Raw genomic sequence first — 25,694 nt, forward strand, 5'->3', positions numbered from 1 at the left:
TTTCTCCTTATTTTGCCAAAGTCACATTCGTCCAGGGACTGTACGAGGTATGGCGCTGGCCTTGCCCGTCTGTGTAAACCACATAGCTGCGTGCAGAGTAGGTCTGCCCTGCCGGATTGCTGAAGGTGTAGCTGATCAGGTACTGACAGCTGTCCGTCTGGCTGTTGGACTTGGTAATCACCGTCTTGGCACCCTTACCATCTGAGCCATTATTAAACTCCAAACCGCAGGCAGTGACCGTATAGGCCGGGTCTGCGCCCTGGGTGTATTGCGCCACAAAGGTCAGCTTGCCGATCTCTGTGTTCCACACCTGACCGTTCTGGGAAGAAGCATCTTCCGCAGCGCCGCGCAGGGAAGCAATGGGGGCCTTTTGCTGTAACTGGGCAATGGAAGTCACACCCTGCAGGGTGTACTGATTGAAGTTGGACTGGGTGATTGCCACAAAGTCGCTCTTGGCGCCGGTAGCGTAGCAGTTGTAGGTGGCAGAGTAGCTGACCACACGATAGGTGTTGCCGTCTACCGGCAGCGCCCAGCACAGGAAGTCCGCTGCGTCGGAAGTGAGGGTATACGGTGCGTCAAAGGTGTATGTACCTGCATTGGCGCTGTACACAGGTTTGATCAGGACGGTGCCGTTCTTGGCAAAGGAGGTCACTGCCAGGCTGCCATCCAGCTTGGCGGCGTTTTTGCCGTTCACCAGCCAGCCGTCCAAGTGGTAGCCCACCAAAGTGCGGGCAGGCGCTGCTGCCAGTACGGTAGACAGGGTCTTGTTCGCAGTCACCGCATACTGGCTGTACACGCTGTCACCGAAGGCGGACAGGTTCGTCACCGTCACGGTATCTGCCTTGGCAGCGGAGGTAAAGGTCACGGTACTGTCAGCCACCACCTCAAAGGTGTAGCTGGCGCCCTCCCCTGCTACGGTTACACCGTTGACGGTCCAGGTGCCGTTGGTGGCATTGGGCGCAGTCAAGGTCACGGCGGCGTTGGCGTCGCAAGAATCGGTGCTGACCGTTTGACCGTCTGCAATAAAGGTCACCTTAAACCGGTTGCTATACATACAGTCGGTATAGGCGGACAGCAGCTGAGCCGTGCAAGCATCAATGGTAGCCTGCTGCTTTTCGCTCAGCGCATAAGCGGTGCCGTCATTGGTATAGGCGGTAGCCAACACTTCGGTCAAAGCCTGCTCCAGTGCCTGGTACTTGTCGGCGGCATAGTAGCCGTCCTTACCGGCAGCCACCACAGTCTTTACCCGGCTGACTGCGCTGTCCAGTGCCTCGTATGCACCATAACCGCACAGGGCGTCATACGCCTTTTGCAAGTGATCGGCCAAGGTTTGCAGGGCACTGCCGTCCTTTTTATAGTCATTATCTTTCAGGTCGACAAAAGCGCTCTGCGCTGCCTGATAAGCCTGTACAAAGTCGCTCCACAAAGCGGCTACATATTTGGTAGAACCGTTATCCAGCACCGTGTTGCCTACGGCGTAGGTGCTCATGCAGTTGTCCATTACCGTGCGCAAGTTGGTATAAACATCGGCAGCGGTGTTTACCGTAGCTGCGTTATAAGCAGTCATCGCTGCGTCTGCGTCAGCCTGATAGCCGGTCACTGCACCGGCAAGATCAAAGGCATAGTTATAAGCTGCCGGGTTGACACCGCTAACGGTATCCGCCTTGGCCAGCAGATCTGCCAGCCCGCCCTCTTTGTACTGGGCGGCTACCTGCTTTTGGGTGGTGGTGTCCAGACCGGCCACAGCATTTGCTAGGGGCGTGTAATTAAGCACGTACTGGGTGCTGTTCAGGGTCAGGTTCTCCGCTGCGTTGTCCGTATTCTCATTGTTCCGGTTACCGATCACCTTAGCCGTGAACTGCAAGCCGGTGTAGGTCTTGGCATATTCATTGGTGCCGAAGGTGGGGTTCAGGAATGCCTGGTTGTTCCAGAAACGAGAAGTACCGGTATTATCCTGATTGGCAGTCATATCTGCCGTGGTGCCCGCCTGGTGACCAAAGGTGGCGTTGTTGCTGGTGGCGGTCTTGCCGGGCCAGGTACTATACGCACCTTCCGCATAACCATACCACAGGTGGCTGAGCATCAGGTCACTGCTCAGGGGTGCAACATAAGCAATTTTGCCGTAAGTGGTCTTTTTGTTGAAGATACTGCCACTGCTGTTCTCTATCTTTTTACTCTCCACAACCACCGGGAAACCGGGATTGCTGTCGCCGTTTTTCAGCAGCACGGTGGTGCTGGGACTTGCGATCTTAAAGTTTACATAACCGACGCTCTGATAGCTGTCAGCGGTGGTCTCGCCGCTGTACACATAATCCTTGGTGCTGTACAGCACATCGGTGTAGCCGTCGGTGGCCTCTGTGGTGCCAAAGTAGCCCTTGCCCATCTGGGGCCGGGTGTATTCCTGCATGGCAGCCATACCGGCAATCAGTGCGTCCGTGGCTGCTTTCAGCCGGGCAGCAGACACATCGGCCCCGCCGTAACGGGCAGCGTCCAGCAGACGGTTGGCCTGCACATAAGCAGCGTAAGCGGCAGAAGCGTTGGTGTACAGCTTGCCGCCTTGCAGCAGTGCCTCAAAGGCAGCCACCTGCGTAGTCAGCTCAGACTGGGTGCCCTGGGCAGAAGTGGCAGAGAACTGCAAGTTGCCGTAATTGCCGATCATACGAACAGCGTTATCTTTGTTGGCTGCGTCAGAATAGCCAAGGCCAACATAAAATGCAGCGCCGTCGGCCACTTCCCGGGCGTCGATCACGCCCGCAACCGTGGCAGCCAGCTTGCCATTCACATACAGAACCGTTTCTTTGCCATTATAAGAAATGGTATAATTGGCCTCTTGGCCGGCAGGTACGGTCACCTTTTGGGCAGCGGTCTTATTTGTACCGCCTGAATAAACGGAAAGCGTGCCGTCGCAGCCCAGGCGGATAAAGTCCTTGTCCGCAGCAGCCAGTGCAAACACGGTGCCGCTGGTGCCTAGGTCGTTATCGTCCGTCTGTCGGGTATGACTAAAGGACACGGTAAAGCTGTCCGTTTTCATCAGTGCCTGAATCACCGGGTCATTGACGAACACTTGGCCCTGATTGAGCCACAGCTTGCCGCCCTGCTCTGCAATGCCGGCCTTGTTCATCTGGTACTCATAGGTGTAGCCGCTGGAATCCGTCTGCTTGGTATAGGTCCAGTCAGAGGTCAAGTTTAGGTCGGAGTCAAAGCGATAGCGCATATCCGTAGAGCGCTGGGCCTTGAGCATGGTATTATATTCCTCATCGGTAATGGCCAGCACGGAGCCGTGGCGGGGAGACAGCTGGTTTAAGGTATACTGGCTGTCCGTGAGCTTTTCAAAGTTCTTAAAGTCCGTAGACTGGAACGCCAGATAGTGACCGCTGTTGCCGTACTCATCTGCCAGCATCACCATGGTGTTGGTGCCGGTAATAAAGTGGGAATTGCACCCCTCCATTTTTGTGGAACGGCTGTTGTAAACCTTAACAGGCGTGCAGGCGGAATACTGCTCCGCGTCTTTCAGACCCGTGGAGGACACATAGTAGATGGTCTTTTCCCCGTCCGCCTCATTCTTATAATACATATAATAAATGCCGTTAGCGGAATCGTAGATGATATCCGCATCAATAGAGGCGTCACCATTGGGATTCTTATACAGCAACTGAGGCGCACTGTAATGGGTCACATCCATCAGATTGTCCGTAAGCATATAATAAATCTTCTGTTCCGAACCGCCGGTAAAGCTGGAGGTGGACAGAGAGAAATACACCATATACTTGCCGGTGGAAGCGTCCCAGATCACCTGAGGCGCCCAAAAGCAATGAACAGTTTCATTGGCAGGCAAAGCAGGAGTGCCGTCTGCATTCTTCACATCCTTAATGGAGATATGAGACTCCTCGGACCAATTTACCAGATCCGCAGAACGCCACACGGTCATAGCGTCGTTCACATCCCACCAGCCAAGGGAAGCATCCATATCCGTTGCTACCATATAGAAGTAGCCGTCCTGACCACGGAACAGATATGGGTCACGGGCACAGCCGGTGCCGGTAGTCTGCTCTGCAACAGGCCGGTTGCCGTTAATGGCAGTAAAGTTGTAGCCGTCGTCAGAAACAGCAAAACGAATCTTCTGTTCACTGGTATTGTTGCCGGTAAAATAGGCAAAAACATACTTACCGCCGGCAGAAGTTGCCGGGGTGGCGGCAGAAGCAGCAAAAGGCAGAGCAGTAAAGCAAGTGAGCGCCATCAGCACTGCAAGGAAAACTGCAAGCAGCCGTTTGCCGGTTAATTTTTTGCGCATAGATTTGCACCTCCGATTTCCTTTTTGGGCAGAAAAAAACAGACTGCACCAAAATCTGATATATAGTACCCCCAAAGGGGTCAAAAGTCAATACATTGTAGATAAGTGGTACAGATATTTCTGTTTGTTCAATTTTGATGACTGCTTTACCACCCGTATCTGTCTGTGTTTCGTCAAAACCGATCAGCATCACGCAAAAAGGCCGCCGTGCATACGCACAACGGCCAAATTTTGCTATATTTATGCGGTTATTTCCGCAACACATCGACCATGCGGCTACGCAAAGGTCCACCGGACCTTTGCTCCCAAATCAAAGATTTGGAGCCTTGTGCCGCATCATCTCATGCGGCATTCGTACATGCCGCCCTGGCAGATTAAGCTTTCTCCGCACTGCTCTCGGTGGTATGCAGTTCTTTCCGCAACACATCAACCATGCGGCTACGCAAAGGTCCACCGGACCTTTGCTCCCAAATCAAAGATTTGGAGCCTTGTGCCGCATCATCTCACGCGGCATTAGTACATGCCGCCCTGGCAGATTAAGCTTTCTCCGCACTGCTCTCGGTGGTATGCGGTTATTTCCGCAACACATCGACCATGCGGCTACGCAAAGGTCCACCGGACCTTTGCTCCCAAATCAAAGATTTGGAGCCTTGTGCCGCATCATCTCATGCGGCATTAGTACATGCCGCCCTGAGATGCTGCGGCCATCGCAGCAGCATTTGCAGCGTCAGCCTGCGGATCCTTAATGTCAGTCACCAAACTTTCGGTAGTCAGCACCATGGAAGCCACGGAAGCGGCGTTCTGAATTGCAGAACGGGTCACCTTTGCCGGGTCCACAATACCGGCCTCGATCATATCGCCATAGGTATTGGTGGCGAAGTTGAAGCCGTAACCGGCCTTGCCGGAAGCCATGATCTTGTCTACGATCACGCTGCCCTCCAGGCCTGCATTTGCAGCGATCTGGCGCACCGGCTCCTCCAGAGCCTTCAGCACGATCTTCACGCCAGTCTTAAAGTCTGCGTCATCGGTATCCAGCAGCTTCTCCACAGCGGGAATGGTGTTGATCAGTGCCACACCGCCGCCGGCAACGATGCCCTCTTCCACAGCAGCCTTAGTAGCAGCCAAAGCATCCTCAATGCGCAGCTTTTTCTCTTTCATCTCTGTCTCGGTAGCAGCACCCACCTTAACAACGGCTACGCCGCCGGCCATCTTTGCCAGGCGCTCTTGCAGCTTCTCCCGATCAAAGTCAGAGGTAGAAGCCTCAATGGCAGTGCGAATCTGACCCACACGCGCTTTAATATCATCGCTGTTGCCGGCGCCGTCTACGATAATGGTGTTCTCCTTGGTCACCTTCACCTGGCGGGCAGTACCCAGCATCTGCATAGTAGCGTCCTTCAGTTCCAGACCCAGGTCAGAAGTAATCACCTGGCCGCCGGTCAGCACGGCAATATCCTGAAGCATATCCTTGCGGCGATCACCAAAGCCGGGAGCCTTAACGCACACGCAGGTAAAGGTGCCGCGCAGCTTGTTCAGCAGAATGGTCTGCAAGGCCTCGCCCTCTACATCCTCTGCAATGATTACCAGCTTCTGGCCGTTCTTCAGCACAGCCTCCAACAGGGGCAGAATATCCTGTACAGTGCTGATCTTCTTATCGGTAATGAGAATCTTAGCGTCATCCAACACAGCTTCCATCTTATCGGTATCGGTCACCATATAAGGAGAAATGTAGCCACGATCGAACTGCATACCCTCAACCACCTCGCAAGTGGTCTCTGCGGTCTTGGACTCCTCTACGGTGATCACGCCGTCGGCAGATACCTTTTCCATGGCCTCAGCAATCAGCTTGCCAACCGTCTCATCTGCAGCAGACACGGTAGCCACGCGGGCAATATCATCGCTGCCGCTAACGGCCTTGCTCTCTTTTTGGATGCCGGCCACAGCAGCGTCCACAGCGGCCTTAATGCCGTTCTTCACAACCATGGGATTGGCACCGGCAGCCACATTCTTCATGCCCTCGCGCACCAGCGCCTGCGCCAGCAGCGTAGCAGTGGTGGTACCGTCACCGGCATCGTCATTGGTCTTGGAAGAAACTTCCTTCACCAGCTGGGCGCCCATATTCTCAAAAGGCTCCTCCAGCTCAATCTCCTTGGCAATGGTCACACCGTCGTTGGTGATCAGCGGTGCGCCGTACTTCTTATCCAGTACCACATTGCGGCCCTTGGGGCCAAGGGTAATCTTAACGGTATTGGCCAGCTTGTCAATACCGGTCTGCAACGCCTTGCGAGCATCCTCGCCATAAATAATATCTTTTGCCATAACGGAACTCCTCCTTACTCAACTACAGCCAAAATGTCTTTGACCTCGGAAATGGTGTACTCCTGACCGTCCACCTTAATCTGGGTGCCGCTGTACTTGCCGATAATCACCTTATCGCCAACAGCAACAGTCATGGGGTGTTTGTCGGTGCCGGGACCAACGGCAACAACTTCGGACACCTCGGGCTTCTCCTGTGCAGAAGCTGCCAGAATAATGCCAGAAGCGGTGGTTTCCTCAGCCTCACAGGCTTTTAGCAGAACACGGTCTGCAAGCGGTTTAATAGTCATAACTTTTCACCTCGTCAAAAGTATTTGTTTTATGTTAGCACTCTTCACTTCCGAGTGCTAATATTTATTTTAGCAAGTTTTTTCCATTTGTCAATAGGATTTCAAAATTCTTCATAAAAAATCCGATAATCCGTAATCCAATCGTCAAAAAGCAACAAAAAATACGCACCGTCGGCAAAAACCGACAGTGCGCAAAAGAGGCATTATCGCGCGTCCAGCACCGGCAATCCGGAGGTGGTGATCTCCTGCATGGTAACGGACTCACGGGCGTCATTCTGGTACTTGTCCTGATAATAATTCTCCTGGTGGAAGTCCAGACCGCCGTTTTTGTCGTAGTCCAAGATGGTGCAGCCGCGCTGGGTGCCCTGCTTATAAATACCCACATAAGCCAGGTAGTCAATAGAATAGCCGTAGGTCAAGTTGATTCCTTTGTAATTCAGGGAGAAGTTGTTGTAATGATCATGGCCGCAGAAGGTGCTGTCCGTGCTACCCAACTCCTGCATCGTCTCAAACAGCTGATCCGGGTGGATACCGCAGTACACCACTTTGCCGCTCTCACCGGGCAAGCCGTAACGGTACTTCACATTCTTCGTATCTTTATAATCATTCTCCACATACTCAGTCCAGGCCAAGCGGTACTCCTCCATGGGGAAATGGAAAAAGACGGAAGTGGGCACCACTTTTTCCAGTTCTGCATACGACTTCTGCTTGGCAGCCGGCAGAGCCTTGGCCGCGTCTTGGTTCCGTTTTGCCAGATCCAGCACTACATTCTTGTACCAATTGATCTGATTCTCGTGGATATTATCGTACAGCCAACGAATACCCAAAACATCACCGTCAATATAAGAGTGACTGTCCAGCGTAATTAAAGAGCGTGTGATCACGCCGTTACTGTTAACAATGTTGATGACCTGGTTGCCCACGCCGTCCACATCTTCCGGACCGGGCTGCAGCAGGCAGTGCTTGTATTGCTCGCTGCGGTAAAAGTCCGTCAGTTGCTCGCGCGTGTAATAGCTGTACGCCTCTGTATCATGGTTGCCGTAAGCCAAAGTCCAGTACACGCCCAGCGTTTCCATCAGCTCTGCAAAAATCTTGGCGCCGGACTTGTTATTGAAAGTGCCTGCCTGGAACGGCACCGGGTAAGAAATATCGCCGGTGACTACCACGAAGTCCGGCTTTTCTACCCGAATCATTGTAGCTACGGTATTGATCGCCATAGCGTCCTTTTTAATAGACATCCAACCGCCGCCGATATGTACATCCGTCAGCTGCATCACTTTCAGTCCCTTGTCACTCTTAATGTTCACATAGCCGTTGTCCTCTACGCTGTATTCCAGCTGGGCGCAACCGGCAGAACCGTAGTTGTGGGCTTTGTTGATGTTAGACTGAACACCGATTACGGAGATCAAGGTAGTGATCCCCACGAACAGCGCCAAAATAACTAAAAAGCCGATAAAAATTTTCAGTGCAATCTTCCTGCGCTTCTTTTTGGTCAGCGCCTTTTCCAATCTTTGCTCTTCTGTCAAAAGAGCCCCTTTTTTGTTAGACATTTGTTACTCCCCCATTTTTGTTTTGTTCTATTTGGACAGTAGATGTGCCGGGGCTGATTGCCGCCGTAAAATCCGCACCCATTTCTGTCTGCAAAAGCGCCCGCAGCCCCTCTTGTAACTGCGCCACTGCTTCTACCGTCATTTGATCCGTGGTAATATCTGCCGTAAAGGCCAGGTGCCGTCCGTAGCGGTGGCACTGCACATTGGCTACACCGGTCACCCCCGGTTGTGCCGTAAGCAATGCCTGGGCACGGTCGCAATTCTCCGTCTCTCGCTTGCCCAAAATACAGGCAAAGGAGGAGACACAGGACTTAGCGCCGCTGATCAGCAACACCGCGCTGATGGCAATACCGAAGTAGCCGTCCACCGGTACCCCCGCAACCCGGGTCAGGGTAAAGGAGATCAGGGTGGACAAGGTGATGAAGAAGTCCAGCACGCTGTCCGTAAACAGCCCTTTCAGCACCGGCGACGGATGGCGCCGATCCTTAAACTTATAGTACGCGCCCAGCAGCAGCTTCACAACCGCCGTTACCGCAATGATCACCGCATAGCGAACCGAAAACCACACCGGCGCCGGGTACAGGGTTCGCTCTAAGGACACATAACCGAAGCCAAAGCCGGTGCCCACGATCACCACGGCAGTGATAAAACCGGTGAGATCCTCCGCCCGACCTAACCCGAACGGGTACTTCGGCGAAGTGCGCACGGAAAGCCAAAAGCCCACCAGCGCGATGATACATACCACGCTGTCCAGCGCGTTATTCAGCGAGTCTACATAAATCGAAATACTGTTGGTGGAAATACCCACATACAGCTTCACCATAAACAGGCACAGGTTGACGCAGATGCCGAAGACAGCCGCCCGCATCCGTGCCTTTGTTTCCATCATCTGTGACATACTCCCCCTCTTTGCAGCAACTTACGCTTTTTCAATCAGCGCCACAGCGTGGGCTGCCATACCCGCGCCGGTGCCGGTAAAGCCCAGTCCCTCCTCGGTGGTGGCCTTTACGCTGACCTGCGCTATATCCACCCGGCAGGCATCGGCAATGTTGCCCCGCATTTCATCTATATACGGCGCCAGCTTTGGCCGCTGGGCCAAAAGCGTAGCGTCTATGTTCTCGATTTGATAACCCCGGTCGGCCAGTACCCGCACCACTTCTTCCAGCAATTTTAGGCTGTCCGCCCCCTTCCAGCGGTCATCTGTATCCGGAAACAGGTGCCCAATGTCACCCAGCGCCGCCGCGCCCAGCAGGGCATCAGAGACGGCGTGAAGCAACACATCCGCATCGCTGTGCCCCAGCAGACCCTTTTCAAACGGAATGGTCACACCGCCTAAGATCAGCGGGCGGCCCTCCACCAGTTTATGTACATCATAGCCGTGGCCGATACGCATTACTCTGCCTCCCTTGCTTTTAAGATTGCCTCTGCCATGGGCAGATCCTCCGGGGTGGTGATCTTCATATTGGTATACTCGCCGATCACAACGGACACCGGCACGCCCAGGTTCTCCATCAGCTTGCAATCGTCGGTAAAATTCCCGCCCTGGGTCTTGGCCTTCTCCATTGCCTGCTTGTACAGGTCAAAGCGAAAAATCTGGGGCGTTTGAATGGCGATCAGTTGGGAACGATCCGGGGTATCCGTGATCTCGTAGTCATCATTGATCACCTTAATCGTGTCTTTTACAAATACGCCGGTGGCCGCTGCGCCGGTCTCCTCCGCCCGATGCAGGGTGTCTAAAATCTCGTCTCGGGTCACCAGGGGTCGGGCACCATCGTGGATCAGCAGCAGATCGCAGTCGTCAATGGTGTCTACTGCATTTTGCACACTCTCTTGGCGAGTCTTGCCGCCAAAGACAAAGCTCACTTTCTCCTGAGGCAACAGGGCGGACATAGCGTCCACATCCGCAGGGCGACAAACCACCAGCACCTCGTCCACCTGGGGCAGATCCGCAAAGGCGGCCACCGTGCGGGCAATCACCGGCGTGCCGCACAGGGGCAGCAACACCTTGTTCTTTGCACTTTGCATACGACTGCCGGAACCGGCAGCCACGATCACAGCCACATTAGCCAAGTTGAATCATCCTCTCCGTCTCCTCCCGGGTGGGGGTCACAAAAATCGTTTTATAATCTGTGTAGATCACCCGACCGGGCTTTGCACCGGCAGGTTTCTTTACATATTTGACTCGGGTATAGTCCACAGGTACATTGGAGGACGCGCGAGCCTTGCTGTTATAGGCAGCCAGTACCGCCGCGTCATGGAGCGCCGACTCCGACGGTGCCCGCCCGGCAGTGACCAGCACCACATGACAGCCGGGCGTGTCCTGGGTATGGAACCAGTAGTCCTCTCCCGCTGCCGTCTTTAAGGTCAGCTTGTCGTTCATCACATTGTTGCGGCCTACTAAAATGCGAAAGCCGTCCGCCGTTTGGTATTCCAACGGCTTCAGCGCCTTGGCCGGCTTCTCCTTGCCCCGATGGCGCAAATAGCCCCCGGCGGTCAGTTCTGCTCGAATGGCAGAAATCTCCGCATCGGTAGAGGAACGACTCAAGGCGTCCAGCACACTGTCCAAATACGCCGCTTCCGCCTCTGCCTGGGCAATAAAGCCGGTGAGCTTTTGCTCCGCCACCTGCTTTTTGCGATAGTCTTTATAATATTTTTGGGCGTTCGCCGAGGGACTCAGCGCCAGGTCTGCCGGAATACGCACCACCGTGCCCGGCTCATAATAATTCTCTAAATCATAAAAAGGCGCGCCCTTCTCCAGCGCATATTGGTTGGAGGTGATTAGGTCGCCGTAAATGCGGTACTTGTCCTTATCCGCGCAGTCCAGCAGCTCCTGCCGCCGATTCTCCGCCTTGCGTACTGCCCGCTCCTGCAGGGTGGTCAGGTGGTGAAACAGATCGGCGCTGCGGCTCTTGATCCGCGCCAGCCGCACCCGCTCGTAAAAAAAGAAGTCCAGCAGCGCACTGGGGCTGTCAAAGCTGCGGCATTCCAGCAAATCCCCATATTGATGGATCGGCGTAAAGGCAAAGTCCTTGGGCACCCCGTCCAGCACCACCGTGGGCGACGGCGCCAGCGCATAGGCGCGCAGCTGTTCCAAGGTCAGCCCATGCTCCACCTCACGGCAGATAATGGGCGACACACCCAAAAGGGTACTTTGCACTGCCTTGGCGCCGGTGGCACCGCAGGTTTGCAACCGATGGATAATGGTGTCTAAATCCTCGGTCAGAATATTCAATTTGTCCTGGGGCGGCGGTAAAGTGTAGTCCACCCCGGGCAGCAGCCGCCGGTTGCCGGTCTCGCCGTTCATACGGCGAATACAATCTATAATTTTACCGTTGCCGTCCAGGAGTAAAATGTTGGCGTAACGACTTAAAATCTCGATCACCAGTCGGTAGGTCACCAGATCTCCCAGCTCATTGGTGCCGGTAAAGTGCAGTTCCAGCACTCGCTCCAAACCGGGCTGGGTCACATCGTCCAGCCGCGCCCCTTGCAGCAGCTTACGCAGCAGCATGGTAAACATAGGGGGTCTCGCCGGATTCTCCGGCGCATAATCTGTAAAATGCACACGGGCACTGTCCGGGCGACAGCTGAGCAGCAACTTTTTGGCGCCGCTGCGCCCCCGCAGGGTCAGCACGATCTCCTCTTTGGTAGGCTGGTGGATCTTGTCCACCCGATCCCCCACCGCACCGTCTGCGATCTCCCGTTGCAAGCAGTGCAAAAAAATACCGTCCAGAGCCATATTTACACCGTCAGCACAGGGTTCTTCTGGGGTGCACAAATAAATTCCACATCCGGGAACGCCTGTTCCAATCTTTCTTTTAAGGTCATAAAGGCGGCATACTCGGTCTCATAATGACCGGCAGCCAGTACCGGGTACTGCGCCTCTGCCGCTTCCAGCAGATCATGGTAACGCACCTCACCGGTAAGATAGCAGTCTGCCAGTTGTTGCGCCTGTCGCCAAAACTCACCACCGGCGCCGCCGCAAACGGCTACCGTTTCGATCAGCGCCTCCGTGTCTGTATAGCGCAAGCCATCGCTTTCCAGCACTTCACCGGCCATAGCGGCAAAATCGTCCACGCTCATAGCCTGGGACAGGCGGCCAACGGTCAAAAATCCGTCGGCGCTATGGGTCAGGTTCGTAAGCCCAAGCAAAGCAGCCAAACAATCACCAATACCGCCGGGTGCCTTGTCAAAACAAGTGTGGGCGCTAATAAGCGCAATGCCGTTTTGCACCAATTCGCTGACCGGCGTGCCGGTATAGACCTGCCTCAGTCCGTGAAAAATCAGCGGATGGTGGGTCAAGAGCAGCTCTGCCCCCATACCCACGGCAAAGTCCACCACCGCCAGGGTTGCGTCCAGGGACAGCACGCAACGGCGCACAGGCGCCTGCATATCCCCCACCAAGAAGCCGGAATTGTCCCACTCCTCCATGGTGTCATAAGGCGCAATAGAATTGATCCAGTTGTTAATATCTGCAACAGTCGTCATAATTTTTCCTCAATGGCGCGGATCACATCCGCCGTATCCACGCCGCCCTTTTGGCGATTGCGCAGGTAGCGGATTAGCTGCTCAAAATAAGCCTTGTCGCTAAAATCCGTAATTCCGCCCAAATACAAATCCGCCGGGGTATAGCCCTCCGGCGCACCGCCGGGTACAGCCAGCAGCACCAAATAATGATGCCGTCCCTCCTGCACCACCCGGGCGCAGCGAATTTCAAAGCCATTTGTATACAAAAATTGCCGCACGACCTCCGGGTGGGTCATGGGCTGCAAAATCAATGTTTTTTTATGTATATACGGGCAGGCGGACAAGATCTCAGCAATCAGTTCTCCGCCCATACCTGCCAAAATTACCGCATCGCACTCGGTATCTGCAATATCCGTCAGCCCACTGCAAAGGCGGGTTTGAATTTGGAAGGTCAAGCCCAGTTCTTCTACCAATCGGCGGCAGGCACCCAGCGGGCCCGGGCGCACATCGGCAGCCACCACACGGGACGCAATCCCCTGTTGCACCAAATAGGCGCTCACATAGCCGTGGTCGCAGCCAATATCCGCCACCGCGCAGCCGGGCGGCACCATGTCCGCCACAGCCTGCAATCGCGGAGTTAAAACGATCATTTCCGGATCAGAGCATTGATCTGCTCCAGCAGATCGTCTGTATCTACGCCATGCACAGCGCAAGCCTGCTCCACCGTCTCACCCCGAGATGCAGGGCAGCCCAAGCAGTGCATACCCATCTGTAAAAAGTAAGGGGCCGCATCCGGGCAAATGTCTAAAATATCGCCGATCACCGTATCTTTTGTAATTTCCGTCATTTTGTTGTCCTCCGGTAGTATTAAATCCGTTATACTATATATAGTATAACCTACTTTGACATAATAGCACAAATGAATTGCAAGTTCAAGCCGATTGTGGTAAAATAGTCACCGGTTCAAGTTATGGCCTTATTTCTATGGATAAATCAGGTGATTTTATGCAAAATCTAAATCCAAAAGACGGCGCTTACAATCCTGGGCTGCAATTCGACGCCTTTACAGCAGGCATTGAGGACGGCGGCCTGCGTGCAAAAAGTTCCATTTCTGCTATGGTGTGCTACATTCTTGCCAATATTGAAAAGCCCCTAAGCATTAAAAATATTACCGACGCGCTGACTGCCGGTTGCATTGCCAATTATTTTGAGATCTGCGACTCCATTGACCGGCTGAAAGCCGCCGGTCAAATTGTAGAAAAAGACGACCGGCTGTACGCTACACCCCAGTGCAAAGCGGCGGTGGAACTGATCGAGAACGACCTGCCTCTGACCATGCGAGAAAAGAGCATTGCCTGTTGCCAACGGGCGCTGGCCAAAGAGACGTATCAGCGAGAGAATCGAGTGGATATTGAGCCGGACGGCAACGCTTTCCAGGTGACGCTGCATGTGAGCGATATTGACCGGGACTTTATGGCGCTCAAACTTTATATGCCCACCAAGGCACAGGCCCAGGCAGTTAAAGAGAAGTTCCAGGCCAATCCGGTGCGCGTCTATGAAGCGGTAATTAACACACTTTTTAGTGAGGAACAGGATCCGCCCATTGACTGAGGCGAAAAGAGCCGCTGACATCAGCGGCTCTTTTTTATAAATACAAGCACAAAAGATCCCGCCTGCAACCGCAAGCGGGATCTTTTTTTAATCCATTAGTCCTGGTCGGACAGAGCGGGAATGCCCTCTTCCGGCTTGGGCAGCAAAGTCTTCATGGACAGGCTGACACGCTTCTTGTCAAAGTCAATGTCCGTGATCTCGCACTTCACTTCATCGCCCACCTTCAGCACATCGCCGGGGGTCTTTACACGATCCCAGCTGATCTGGCTGATATGGATCAGGCCATCAATACCGGGGATTACATTGGCAAAGGCGCCAAAGGCAGCCAGGCCAACGATCTTAGCATCCACAACGGTGCCCACAGGATAATCGCGCTTGAGAATCTCCCACGGGTTGTCCTCCAGCTTCTTGAAGCCAAGAGAGATCTTCTTGTTCTCGTCATCCAGCTTCTTGATGGTCACCTCTACGGTGTCGCCAACCTTAACCACCTCACTGGGGTGTTTAATGCGGTTCCAACTCAGCTCGCTGATATGAATCATACCGTCAATACCGCCGATATCTACGAACGCGCCGTAGCTGGTCAGGGACTTCACGGTACCGGTCAGCTTCTGACCCTCGGACAGGGTAGCCCACAGAGCCTCCTGCTGGGCTTTCTTCTCCTCATTGGCTACCACCTTAATGGAGCCAACGGCACGGCGGCGAGCCGGGTTCAGGTCAATAACCTTAAAGCGAACGGTTGTGCCCTTGAGCACATCCAGTTCCTGCCCACGGGGTACGCCGGTAAGAGAAGCGGGCACAAACACGCGGGTGCCCTTGGCGGTTACCAGAACACCGCCCTTTACGATAGCAACGACGGTGCCTTCCAGCACTTCATCGTTCTCATGTGCTGCAACGATTTCGTCCCAGCCTTTGAATGCGTCCACCAGCTTCTTGGAAAGCTTCAGAACGCCCTCTTCATCGGATGTTTTCATGATGACGAGGTCCAGTACATCGCCGATTTTGACAACATCCTCTGCTTTATCCACCGGCTCTGCGGAAAGATCAGCCAATGCGATCACACCGGTCTGCTTTCTGCCGGTTACATCAACGAATACCTCGGTGGGTGTGATGTTTACAACAGTGCCCTTTACGACCTTGCTGTTATCATCTTCGCTAAAGGATTCTTCCAGCATTTCTGCGAATGAGGATGCCTCACCATCAGCAGATGTGTTGACAGCAGCCTCAGCGGCCTGATTCGCATCTGCTGTCTCCACAACTTCTTCAGTAGCGGCTGAAGTTGTTTCAACTTCCTTTTCTTTAATTTCTTCGGACATGGTTTTGAGTACCTCCTTGATGATTGCCGACGGCGTAGACGCCCCGGCTGTAACACCAACCACCGCATAGGCACTAAGATGCAGACCGCGCAGCTCCGACGCCGTTTCAATCAGAAAGGTGGGCGCATTCGCAGCACACACATCTCGCAGCTTACAGGTGTTTGATGAATGGCGACCTCCGATCACAAGCATCGCGTCGCACTCCCTGGACAGAGCCGCCGCTTCTTCCTGTCTTTCAGAAGTAGCATTGCATATTGTACTATAAATTTTGGTATTTGTACATACCTTTTTAAGAATTTTCTCAGACTTTTTCCATTCTTTTAGGCTAAATGTGGTCTGAGAAACGCAAATCATCGGGTTGTTTGGTGAAATTGCACCACTTTTTAGGATCTCCTGCAATTCCTCGGCATTTTTAAACACATAACTGGCGCCGGGGCAATAAGAACGAATACCAACCACTTCCGGGTGATCCGCGTCTCCGGCAATGAGCACCGTGGTGTCCGGCGACTGGCTGCCCACAATACGATGAATCTTCAAAACAAAGGGGCATGTAGCATCCGTAAAAGGCAAATGGCGTGTCTCCATTTCCTCCACCACACACTTGTCCACCCCATGGGTGCGTACCACAATCTGATACCCGGGCGGACAGTCCTCTACCCGATCAATGATCTTGACCCCGCGCGCCGCCAGATCACCCACCAGCTGGGCATTATGAATAATGGGGCCAAGGGTGCACACCTGCTCCCCTGCCTCCACTTTATCATATAACAGTTCCACCGCCCGGTTGACGCCAAAGCAGAAGCCGGCGGTCTTGGCCAGTTTTATTTGCACGCTCTCTCATCCTCCCACAGGGCGGTAATGGCGTCCATCACCTTGCCGGCAGCGTCCTTAATATCGTGGGGGCCCAGTTCTTCTCGATCCAGTCCCAGGTCTGCCTGGGTCAGCAGCTTACCGTAGCGGACAGTCACCTGCTTGCCCGCTTTGATTTTGCCGTCACAGCAAATGGCCACCGGCAGCACATCGGCGCCTGTGGCCTTGGCGATCACTGCCACACCGGCCTTGGCCTTTTGGGGCACGCCGTCCTTGTCTTTAATGCGGCGACCCTCCGGACAAATGGCCATCACATGATTTTCCTCTATAATCTTCACGCCGTAGTCAATAGCAGAGGTATCACCCTTGCCCCGGCGCACCGGGAAGGCATACATCCGGGTCATAAACCAGGCGGCAATGGGATTCTTAAACAGTTCCGCCTTGGCCATAAAATGCAGGGGCGGCACCTCCTTGGGTAACGCCACAAACACCGGGTCAACCGCGCAGGTGTGGTTGATGGCAACAATATAGTTGGTGCGACCCTTGGGAATATTCTCCAGCCCCTTAAAGCGCATTTTGTACACAAGCTTCACCAGCGGGCGAAATACGGTCTTGATGAAGCCATAGGTTTTGTAATGTTTTACCTGGGTGTAGTCAAATTCTTTCATTTTGTATGCTCCCGAATGATATTGATGATTAGGTCGGTGGACTGCTGCAAATCCAGCTCCGAGGTATCTGCCATAATGCTGTCGGCAGAGGGTTTCAGCGGGGCGATCTCCCGGTGGCTGTCCTGGTAATCCCGGCGGTTCACATCCGCCAGCACCTCTTCATAGGTCACCGTCTGTCCCTTTTCCACCAACTCTTTATACCGGCGACGCGCGCGACACTCCGGCGTAGCGGACAAAAAGATCTTCACCTGGGCATTGGGCAACACCACGGTGGCAATATCCCGACCATCCATAATTACATTGTTTTTCTTCGCTAAATCTCGTTGCAAGTCTAACAGGAACGCCCGCACAACCGGCACGGCGCTGACCTTGGATGCACCCATACTAATCTCCGGCGTGCGAATCAGGTCGGACACATCTTCTCCGTTCAGGTACACATGCTGGCTGCCGTCCACAAACTTCAATTCCACCTGCAAATTTGGCAGCAACGCAGCAATGCCGTCGTCCGACTCCAAGACGCCGGCGCGCACCGCGCCCAGCGCCACCGTGCGATACAGCGCACCGGTGTCCACATAAATATAGCCCAGCGCCTTGGCTGCCGCCTTGGCGATGGTGGACTTGCCTGCGCCGGCAGGTCCGTCAATGGCAACATTGATCATCATAAAAAAATCCCCCTTTTAGAATTACAGGTTTTGGCCGCACAGAGTGCCGGTGGAAAATGCGATCTGCAAATTGAACCCGCCGGTATAGCCGTCCACATCCAGCACCTCGCCGGCAAAATACAAATTTTCCACCAGCTTAGAGCCCATAGTCTTTGGCGACACCTGGCGCACATCTACGCCTCCGGCGGTAACAATGGCCTCCTCCACCGGGCGAAAGTCGGTGATATGCACAGCAAAGTCCTTCATCAGCCGCACCAACGCGTGGCGCTCCTCCCGACTGATCTGATTGACCTTCTTGCCCGGTTCCAGCCCGCTGCGGCGTACAAATACCGGAATCAGCTTCCGGGGCAGCAGCCCGCCCAAGGCGTTGATCAAATCTTTATTTTGCAACGCGGAAAAGTCCCGCTGCACCCGCCGATCCAGCACATCAAAGGCCAGTGCGGGCTTTAAGTCAATATGCAGATTATACACCCCCCGCTCCGGCTGTGTCAAATGGCTGGAGGCAGAGAGCACCACCGGTCCGCTAACCCCATAGTGGGTAAACAGCATTTCGCCGAAATCCGTATAGACTTCCTTGTTTCCTTGGGTCACCCGAATCTCAACATTCCGCAGGCTCAGGCCTTGCAACTCCGGGATAAAATTATTATCACACACCAGAGGCACCAACGCCGGGCGAATGGGTACAATGGTGTGGCCGCACTGGCGAGCAAATGTATAGCCGTCGCCGGTAGAGCCGGTGGCAGGATAACTACACCCACCGGTACATACGGCAACGCTATGGCAGGTCAAGCGGCGACCATCGGTCAAATGCACCGCCTGTACCCGCCGACCGTCCTCGGTCAGCTCCAGCCGCTCTACCGTGCCTTGCAGAAACTGCACACCGGCATTTTTGGCACGGCGCACCAAGGCGTCTACAATATCCGTTGCGTTATCCGATACCGGGAATACCCGCTCCCCTCGCTCAATCTTAGTGGGCACGCCCAAGTCCTCCATCAGAGCGATGGTGTCATAAGGCATAAAATTAGAAAAGGCGGAATACAAAAACCGCGGGTTGGTGGGAATATGCTCCAACAACCCTTGCAGGTCAAAGGTAGCATTGGTCACATTGCAGCGCCCTTTGCCGGTAATGCGCAGTTTGCGCCCGGGGCGCTCCATTTTTTCAATCAGCAGCACACGGCTGCCCCTCTCGGCACACACCGCTGCGGCGGTCAGCCCGGCAGCACCGGCGCCGATGACAATTTTTGGTTCACTCATACTTCTTCCTCACCGGCGGCCAGTTCCTCGCTTGCATTCTCCCACCGGGCGTACAGATCGTCTCTGCGGGCAGTGGCGGCGTCCAGCTTGGCGGTTAGGTCCATCAGCGCCTGATAGTCCGCACCGGCAGACAGCTGCGCTTGCAGTTCTTCAATCTCTGCCTCCGTCTCCTCAATTTCCGCTTCCAACCGGGTAACGGCGGTACGCAGCTTGCGCAGGCGGGAGGCACGCTCCTTTTGCTCTTTATAAGAATTGGTCTTTGGTTTTTCTTTGACGGCAGCTGTCCTCTGCTGTGTGACCGCACGATGCGCCATATAGTCGTCATAGTTGCCGGTATAGCTTTGCACCCCGTTAGGCGTCAGCTCCAGCACCCGGGTTGCCAGCTTATTGATAAAATATCGGTCGTGGGACACAATGAGCATGGTGCCGTCATAATGAAGCAGCGTGTTTTCCAGTTCTTCCCGTGAGGCAGCGTCCAAGTGGTTGGTAGGCTCGTCCAGCAACAAGAAGTTATAGCCGCCCAGCATCAACTTCAGCAGTGCCACACGCGCACGCTCACCGCCGGAACACACGGACAAAGGCCGATACACCTCTTCTCCCTTAAACAGGAACGCCGCCAACGCATTGCGCACGCGGGTCTCCGTCATTTGAGGGAAGGTGTCCCACACCTCGCCGATCACCGTTTTCGTCAGGTCCAGCTTGGCCTGCACCTGGTCAAAGTAGCCGGTGAGTAAGTTGCTGCCAAAGCGAAAAGTGCCGTCCTGGCGAGGGTATTCACCGGTCAATATTTTGAGCAGCGTGGTCTTGCCGCAGCCGTTATCCCCCAGCAGGAACACCCGCTCCTGCCGCTTAATGTCAAAGGACACATCACGGAACAGCGCTTTGCCGTCAAAGGACTTAGACAAGCCGTCGCAGCTGAGCACATCTTCACCGCTGACACACTTGGGAGTAAAGTCAAAGCGGATTTTCTGCAACTTGGCGTCCGGCACCACCAGCTGGTCACGAATACGCTGGATCACCTTTTCCTTGCTCTCAGCAGTTTTGATATTCTTCTCCCGGTTCCACTGCCGCTGCTGGGCAATAATACCCTCCAGGCGGGCGATTTCTTTCATATCATTGTCGTACTTCTCGGCAATGGCCTTTTGCTCCGCCGCTTTTTTTTGCAGAAAAACGGAGTAGTTGCCGCTAAAGCAACGGATCTTTTGATTTTCCAGTTCAATGGTTTTGTCCGTAATACGATCCAGGAAATAGCGATCGTGGGACACAATCAGGCAGGCACCCTTAAAATCGGAAAGAAAGCTCTCCAACCACTCCACTGCGTGAATATCCAGATGGTTGGTTGGTTCGTCCAGCAGCAAAAAATCCGCCTTGGACAGCAGCAGCTTTGCCAAAATCAACTTAGACTTCTGTCCGCCGGACAGCTTGTCCGTGGACATATCAAACTGCTTTTCCGTAAAGCCCAGGCCCAGCAGCGCCGAGCGTGTCATGGATTTATAAGTCAGGCCGCCCTCACGCTGGAACTGCTCCGTCAAACGGTCTTGCAGGGCAATATCCGCCGCTGTATCCCCTTGCCCGCTGCGCAGGCGATCGCCCACTTCTTCCAGCTGGCGCTCCAGTTCCATCAACGGCGCAAACACGCTGACCAACTCGTTCCACACGGTATTGCCGGCAGAGCAGGTGTGCTGCTCCATATAGCCCAACTTGCAATTTTTAGAGAGAAAGGCGCCGCCGCTGTCCGGCGTGTAGTCGCCGCAGATCACCTTAAACAGTGAGGTCTTACCCACGCCGTTGGCGCCAACAAAGCCCACTTTCTCCCGCTCTTTGATGGAGAAAGACACACCGGCAAACAGCGTGCGCTCCCCAAAAGACAAGGTTAAGTTTTGTACATCTAAAACGGCCACAGGCGCCCACCTCCCGGTTTGCAAAATAGATTTGCCCATATTTTACACTATCCCGGCTTGAAAGTGAAGTCCTTTTTTGTTATTATATCTAGGAAATCAATAAAAACAGAGGAAACAACTATGGAGATTTTAAAATTACAGCCCATCTTTAAGGATTATATTTGGGGCGGTCAGCGCCTGCGAGAGGACTTAGGGTTCCAAAGTGACCTGCCCAAACTGGCAGAGGGCTGGATGCTTGCCTGCCACCAGGCGGGTATGAACACCATCGACGGCGGCAGCTATGACGGTCAGCCTCTGGAGCAGGTGGTAGAGTCCGTGGGCAAAGAAGCGCTTTGCGGCACCAACGCCGCCCGATTCCCCTATTTTCCGGTGCTCATTAAGCTGATTGATGCCAAGGACAACCTGTCTATTCAAGTGCACCCGGATAACGACTATGCCCGCCGTGTGGAGAACGAATTCGGCAAGACCGAGATGTGGTATGTGCTGGACGCAGCCCCCGGCGCCCAGCTGATCTATGGCTTTAAGGAGAAGATCAGTAAGGAAGCATTCAAAGCCGCCATTGAGAACAACACGCTGCCGCAGGTGCTCAACCATGTGGATATTCACAAGGGCGATGTATTCTTTATTGAAGCAGGCACGGTGCACGCCATCGGCAAGGGCGCGCTGATCGCCGAAATTCAGCAAAACAGCAATGTGACCTACCGGGTGTACGACTATGACCGGCGGGGCGCAGACGGCAAGCCCCGGGAGCTGCATGTAGCCAAAGCGCTGGATGTAGCCGTGCCGGAACCGCCCAAATACGATACGCAGCCTATGGGGCAAAAAGAAAATATTGGTGGCGGCAGCCGGCAACTGCTGGCGCGTTGCCCTCTGTTCACCGTTTATCATTATGCCGTCAGCGACACGGTACAACTGACTGCCGGTACAGAGAGCTTTCAGCACATCTTAGTCACCGACGGCAACGGCACCATTGACGGCCGTTTGCTGCAAAAAGGCGACAGCTTCCTGGTACCTGCCGGGTACGGCAACTTTGCCGTCAGCGGTCAATTAGAGTTGCTTGTCACCTCTATTTAACCGAAAATCCAGCAACATGCATAAAAAGTCATTGCTATGGGCAAGATAGCAATGACTTAATTTTTTGGAGATGAAATTTATGCGTGTACTCAACAATATTGCACTGATCCTAGCCATTATCGGTGGGATCAACTGGGGCAGCATCGGGCTATTCAAATTTGACATTGTGGCGTGGATCTGCGGCGGGCAAGACGCAATCTTTGCTCGAATTATCTATGCCATTGTGGGTCTTGCTGCCGTGTGGTGTATCAGCTTGCTGTTTGGCAAGGGCAAGATCACAGAAGAATAAGCGCAAAAAAACACGGTCCATAGCTTTGTCTACGGACCGTGTTTTTATGTCGGCACTACTTATCTTTCCGGGAAGTCGCCCTCCAAGTATTGTCAGCGTGAATGAGCTTAACTACCGTGTTCGGGATGGGAACGGGTGGACCCTCATCACAATCAGCACCGACTGCGTAAGATAGAGTACCACAAACGCAGCCGTTTGTCAACTAAGATTTGGCACATTCCCGCAGCATTTCCTTGCGGATCTTTGATAAAATGCGCTTTTCCAGCCGAGAAATATAAGACTGAGAAATGCCCATTTGATCCGCCAACTGCTTTTGCGTATGTACCCGGGCGCCAAACAAACCGAATCGCTGCACCATCAGCTGCCGCTCTTTCTCCGGCAAGCGCCGAACGATCCCCCGCAGCAGCCGCTTTTCGTCGTCGTCCTCCAGCAGCTCCGACACAGCATCCGGCTCTGTACCCAGCACATCGCTTAGGGTCAATTCATTCCCGTCCCAGTCCACAGAAAGGGGTTCATCAAAGCTCATTTCCGTTTTCATATTGGACACCTTGCGTAGGTGCATGAGGATTTCATTTTCAATGCAGCGAGAGGCGTAAGTGGCCAGTTTAATATTTTTATTGGGATCAAAGGTGCGCACCGCTTTCATCAGCCCAATGGTGCCGATACTCACCAAATCCTCCGTGGCGGTTTGGCAGCTGTCAAACTTCTTGGCAATGTACACCACCAGCCGCAGATTGCGCACCACCAAAAGCTCCCGATGGGTGTTGTCCCCAGCCCGCAGTTCATTCATCACCGTTTCTTCTTCCTCACGGGTCAAGGGAGGCGGCAGAGTCTCCGGCCCATTGATATAATGGCACTCTCGGCGAAACAGTCGCCGCAACCAGTCCATAATTCTTGCAAACATGCTTGTCACTCCCAGGAAAAAATTTTCGGATCGACCACCGCTTGGTAGTCCTCATTTTGAATATGCTCGCTCAGTGCCACATACACCTCCCCCACTGTGCCACGCCGCTTGCCGCTATGTACCGTTACCCGATGGGGACGAAAAGCAGTAAGCATACCCTCTCCACCCACCGTTTGGTACGGGATCACCCGAGGCGTTTCCGTATCCGGGAACAAACTGCGACGAGCCACGATCACCGGTGCGCCGGAGAATGGCTCACGCAGTCGGTTGCCGCTGTCTGCCAGAGCAAAGCAACGCACTTGGCGCGCCCCGGTATCTACGGTCAGCTCCAAGAGCGCACGGCGCCCGGCGTGCTTCTCATACAGCCGCAGGATCAGCAGCGCCAGCACATACGCCGCCAGAGCCAGCAACAACAGCGTGCGGGCGGGCAGATCAAAATAGACGGCGCTGTTCTTCACCACAATACGCCGCGGACGAAACAGCAACCACACTCCTACAATGAAGCCCAACAGGACAAAATTGGCAGCAAGGAAGCACAGAAGGCACCGCAGGTACTTCTTAACGGAACCAAAGCCAAAGGCTGCCAGTACAAGTACCAGCGCAACGGCGATTTTAGAGAGCACCACTACCCAGGTGGGCAGCTTCGGCGCCAACAAGATCAGGCTATACGCCGCCCCCAGCATCGCGGCTATGCACAATCGAACGATCCGCCGAGGCTGCTTGGTCAGCGCTGCCGTCAGCAGCAACAGTAGAAGGGTCATAAAGAAATTGACCACCAGCAACACATCCACATACACCACTTGCACGCCCTCGCCCCCTTGCTCCCAGTATAGCCGGCAAGGCAGGCCGATTTTGTCATATCCGGGCAACAAAAAAAAGCGGACAAACCCCAAAATTGCGCCAAATTTCGCAAAGGGTTTGTCCGCTTATTTATTAAGGATTATTCTGATTTGGGCAAGTTCAGCGCCGCCAAATATTGTAGCAGTGCCGCCCGGTCATTCTCTGCTTCTCCGGCAATTACCCCGGAAAGCAGCGCATCCAGCGCTCCGCCGATGGCCTTGCCATGGTACCCCAGCGCCAGTAATTCCTTGCCGCCGATGGCTAGATCCCGGAGAGCGAAGGCGTCGCCCCGTTCCAAGATCTGCCGCAGCAGCGCTTTAGTCCGGTACAGTTCCTCAATCTCCGGCTGGGTACGGGCCAAATTCTGTGCCGCCAGGTCCGCCGTCTTAACATCAATCAAATCCAGCGTGCCCGCCTGGCCAAGCCGGTTCAGCCAACGCTTGATACTCTTTTCGTCCGTTAAAATATGGCCGTCGTGGTAACGGATTAGAGGCAAAATACGCTGCATACTGGCTCGACTTGCTTTCAACCGTTCCAGCGCCGCTTTTGCCAGCTGTTCGCTGACAGTCGGATGACCGTAAAAGTGGTCAATGCCTTCTTCGTCCGTAGTTTTGCACGCCGGTTTGCCGGTGTCGTGAAAGAGCATGACCAACCGCAAGTCCGCGTCCTTAGGCGCCGCCTCCACAGACCTGGCAATGTGGGTAAACACATCGTATACATGCCATGGATTTTGCTGGGGGCAATCAAAAGCGGGTACCAACTCCGGCACCACCACACCGATAATCTCTTTGTATTCTACCAGCACATCAAAGGCCCAGTCGCCAAGCAGCAACTTTTTCAGCTCCACATAGATCCGCTCGACGGACACCAGGTGGAGTCGCTCTTTCAGTTCAAAAGCAGCCTTTGCCGTTTCTTCCTCCAAGGTGAAGCCCAAAACGGCAGCAAAGCGCAGGGCGCGGAGAATACGCAGAGCGTCCTCGGTAAACCGCAGGCGCGGCTCTCCCACGCACCGCAAGCACTTCGCTTTCATATCCGCCTGGCCGCCAAAGGGATCTACCAATCCTCTCACCGGGTGGTAAGCCATGGCGTTGACGGTAAAATCCCGGCGCGCCAGATCCGTCTCCACCTCCGGCACAAAGGTCACCCCGTCCGGATGGCGGCTGTCCGTATAGCTGCCGTCGGTACGAAAGGTGGTGATCTCATAAGTCTTGCCATTTAGGACCGCGGTGACCGTGCCGTGCTGTAAGCCGGTCTCAATATACCGTATGCCGGCCGCTGCCAGCACCGCCTCCGTCTGCCGGGGCAGTGCAGAGGTGCACAGATCAATATCCGCATACGCCCGACCCATACAGGCGTCCCGCACGCAGCCGCCCACCGCATAGGCGCGGTAGCCTGCCTGTTCCAGCAGATCTAAAAGCTGCCGGGCTTCTCTATCCAGTTGCAAATAATCACCTGCCTTA

At 54.3% G+C, this 25,694-nt stretch carries 22 protein-coding genes and 1 rRNA gene; 3 read left to right on the forward strand and 20 right to left on the reverse strand.

The window, feature by feature from the left end:
• Positions 1-7: 7 nt before the first annotated feature.
• From OGM59_04430 to OGM59_04480, 11 genes are all read right to left on the reverse strand, one after another.
• Positions 8-4,291 carry a hypothetical protein gene (locus tag OGM59_04430; GenBank protein UYI91710.1) on the reverse strand — a complete coding sequence of 1,428 codons (4,284 nt, stop codon included), beginning with the start codon at positions 4,289-4,291 and terminating at the stop codon, positions 8-10.
• A gap of 675 nt (positions 4,292-4,966) precedes the next feature.
• Positions 4,967-6,607, reverse strand: coding sequence for a chaperonin GroEL (groL, locus tag OGM59_04435; GenBank protein UYI91711.1), 1,641 nt, complete (start codon positions 6,605-6,607; stop codon positions 4,967-4,969).
• Between the two features lie 14 nt (positions 6,608-6,621).
• On the reverse strand, positions 6,622-6,894 hold the full coding sequence (locus OGM59_04440; protein ID UYI91712.1) for a co-chaperone GroES: 273 nt from the start codon (positions 6,892-6,894) through the stop codon (positions 6,622-6,624).
• 203 nt (positions 6,895-7,097) lie between these two features.
• The gene (locus OGM59_04445; protein ID UYI91713.1) at positions 7,098-8,444 is read right to left on the reverse strand and encodes a metallophosphoesterase; all 1,347 of its coding nucleotides are present in this window, start codon (positions 8,442-8,444) and stop codon (positions 7,098-7,100) included.
• A complete protein-coding gene (locus tag OGM59_04450; GenBank protein UYI91714.1) occupies positions 8,437-9,333 on the reverse strand; it encodes a cation diffusion facilitator family transporter in 897 nt (298 codons plus the stop codon). The genes OGM59_04445 and OGM59_04450 overlap by 8 nt, the downstream gene beginning before the upstream one ends.
• A 30-nt stretch (positions 9,334-9,363) precedes the next feature.
• The gene (ispF, locus tag OGM59_04455; GenBank protein UYI91715.1) at positions 9,364-9,837 is read right to left on the reverse strand and encodes a 2-C-methyl-D-erythritol 2,4-cyclodiphosphate synthase; all 474 of its coding nucleotides are present in this window, start codon (positions 9,835-9,837) and stop codon (positions 9,364-9,366) included.
• Positions 9,837-10,505 (reverse strand): 2-C-methyl-D-erythritol 4-phosphate cytidylyltransferase, encoded by a 669-nt coding sequence (gene ispD / locus OGM59_04460; GenBank protein ID UYI91755.1) that lies wholly within the window; start codon positions 10,503-10,505, stop codon positions 9,837-9,839. The genes ispF and ispD overlap by 1 nt, the downstream gene beginning before the upstream one ends.
• Position 10,506: 1 nt before the next feature.
• Positions 10,507-12,180: an NFACT family protein gene (locus tag OGM59_04465; protein UYI91716.1), complete on the reverse strand. Its 1,674-nt coding sequence runs from the start codon at positions 12,178-12,180 to the stop codon at positions 10,507-10,509.
• Positions 12,181-12,182: 2 nt separating this feature from the next.
• Complete coding sequence (locus OGM59_04470) at positions 12,183-12,929, reverse strand: Nif3-like dinuclear metal center hexameric protein (protein UYI91717.1); 747 nt, start codon at positions 12,927-12,929, stop codon at positions 12,183-12,185.
• Positions 12,926-13,558, reverse strand: coding sequence for a class I SAM-dependent methyltransferase (locus OGM59_04475; GenBank protein ID UYI91718.1), 633 nt, complete (start codon positions 13,556-13,558; stop codon positions 12,926-12,928). Before OGM59_04475 ends, OGM59_04470 begins: the two co-directional genes overlap by 4 nt.
• Positions 13,555-13,755: a DUF1858 domain-containing protein gene (locus OGM59_04480; protein UYI91719.1), complete on the reverse strand. Its 201-nt coding sequence runs from the start codon at positions 13,753-13,755 to the stop codon at positions 13,555-13,557. The genes OGM59_04475 and OGM59_04480 overlap by 4 nt, the downstream gene beginning before the upstream one ends.
• A 158-nt stretch (positions 13,756-13,913) precedes the next feature.
• Here OGM59_04480 and OGM59_04485 point away from each other — a divergent pair, with 158 nt between their 5' ends.
• The gene (locus tag OGM59_04485; protein ID UYI91720.1) at positions 13,914-14,519 is read left to right on the forward strand and encodes a DUF4364 family protein; all 606 of its coding nucleotides are present in this window, start codon (positions 13,914-13,916) and stop codon (positions 14,517-14,519) included.
• A gap of 95 nt (positions 14,520-14,614) precedes the next feature.
• Here the strand turns inward: OGM59_04485 and OGM59_04490 are convergent, their stop codons facing one another.
• Genes OGM59_04490 through OGM59_04510 form a run of 5 tightly spaced genes read right to left on the reverse strand, consistent with a single transcriptional unit; the run spans position 14,615 to position 21,127 of the window.
• A complete protein-coding gene (locus tag OGM59_04490; GenBank protein UYI91721.1) occupies positions 14,615-16,663 on the reverse strand; it encodes a bifunctional 4-hydroxy-3-methylbut-2-enyl diphosphate reductase/30S ribosomal protein S1 in 2,049 nt (682 codons plus the stop codon).
• Entirely contained in the window at positions 16,654-17,310 is a 657-nt protein-coding gene (locus OGM59_04495; GenBank protein UYI91722.1) for a 1-acyl-sn-glycerol-3-phosphate acyltransferase, read from the reverse strand. Before OGM59_04495 ends, OGM59_04490 begins: the two co-directional genes overlap by 10 nt.
• Complete coding sequence (gene cmk / locus OGM59_04500; protein ID UYI91723.1) at positions 17,307-17,972, reverse strand: (d)CMP kinase; 666 nt, start codon at positions 17,970-17,972, stop codon at positions 17,307-17,309. The genes OGM59_04495 and cmk overlap by 4 nt, the downstream gene beginning before the upstream one ends.
• Before the next feature lie 21 nt (positions 17,973-17,993).
• Positions 17,994-19,226 carry an NAD(P)/FAD-dependent oxidoreductase gene (locus tag OGM59_04505; GenBank protein UYI91724.1) on the reverse strand — a complete coding sequence of 411 codons (1,233 nt, stop codon included), beginning with the start codon at positions 19,224-19,226 and terminating at the stop codon, positions 17,994-17,996.
• Positions 19,223-21,127: an ABC-F family ATP-binding cassette domain-containing protein gene (locus OGM59_04510; protein UYI91725.1), complete on the reverse strand. Its 1,905-nt coding sequence runs from the start codon at positions 21,125-21,127 to the stop codon at positions 19,223-19,225. Before OGM59_04510 ends, OGM59_04505 begins: the two co-directional genes overlap by 4 nt.
• Positions 21,128-21,247: 120 nt before the next feature.
• On the opposite strand from OGM59_04510, the gene OGM59_04515 reads away from it, so the two are divergent.
• Both OGM59_04515 and OGM59_04520 read left to right on the forward strand, forming a co-directional pair.
• The gene (locus tag OGM59_04515) at positions 21,248-22,201 is read left to right on the forward strand and encodes a class I mannose-6-phosphate isomerase (protein ID UYI91726.1); all 954 of its coding nucleotides are present in this window, start codon (positions 21,248-21,250) and stop codon (positions 22,199-22,201) included.
• Positions 22,202-22,280: 79 nt separating this feature from the next.
• Complete coding sequence (locus OGM59_04520) at positions 22,281-22,490, forward strand: DUF378 domain-containing protein (protein ID UYI91727.1); 210 nt, start codon at positions 22,281-22,283, stop codon at positions 22,488-22,490.
• A gap of 47 nt (positions 22,491-22,537) precedes the next feature.
• On the opposite strand, the gene rrf is transcribed toward OGM59_04520, so the two are convergent.
• The 4 genes from rrf to OGM59_04540 all read right to left on the reverse strand — a co-directional run bounded on the left by rrf (position 22,538) and on the right by OGM59_04540 (position 25,678).
• Positions 22,538-22,653: ribosomal RNA gene (gene rrf / locus OGM59_04525) — 5S ribosomal RNA — on the reverse strand.
• 39 nt (positions 22,654-22,692) lie between these two features.
• On the reverse strand, positions 22,693-23,394 hold the full coding sequence (locus OGM59_04530; GenBank protein UYI91728.1) for a sigma-70 family RNA polymerase sigma factor: 702 nt from the start codon (positions 23,392-23,394) through the stop codon (positions 22,693-22,695).
• 5 nt (positions 23,395-23,399) lie between these two features.
• Positions 23,400-24,200, reverse strand: a complete 801-nt coding sequence (locus tag OGM59_04535; protein UYI91729.1) for a sigma-E processing peptidase SpoIIGA — start codon at positions 24,198-24,200, stop codon at positions 23,400-23,402.
• 134 nt (positions 24,201-24,334) lie between these two features.
• Complete coding sequence (locus OGM59_04540; GenBank protein UYI91730.1) at positions 24,335-25,678, reverse strand: HD domain-containing protein; 1,344 nt, start codon at positions 25,676-25,678, stop codon at positions 24,335-24,337.
• Between the last annotated feature and the right edge of the window lie 16 nt (positions 25,679-25,694).

The sequence above is a fragment of the Oscillospiraceae bacterium genome (assembly GCA_025757685.1).
Lineage (GTDB): Bacteria > Bacillota > Clostridia > Oscillospirales > Acutalibacteraceae > CAG-217.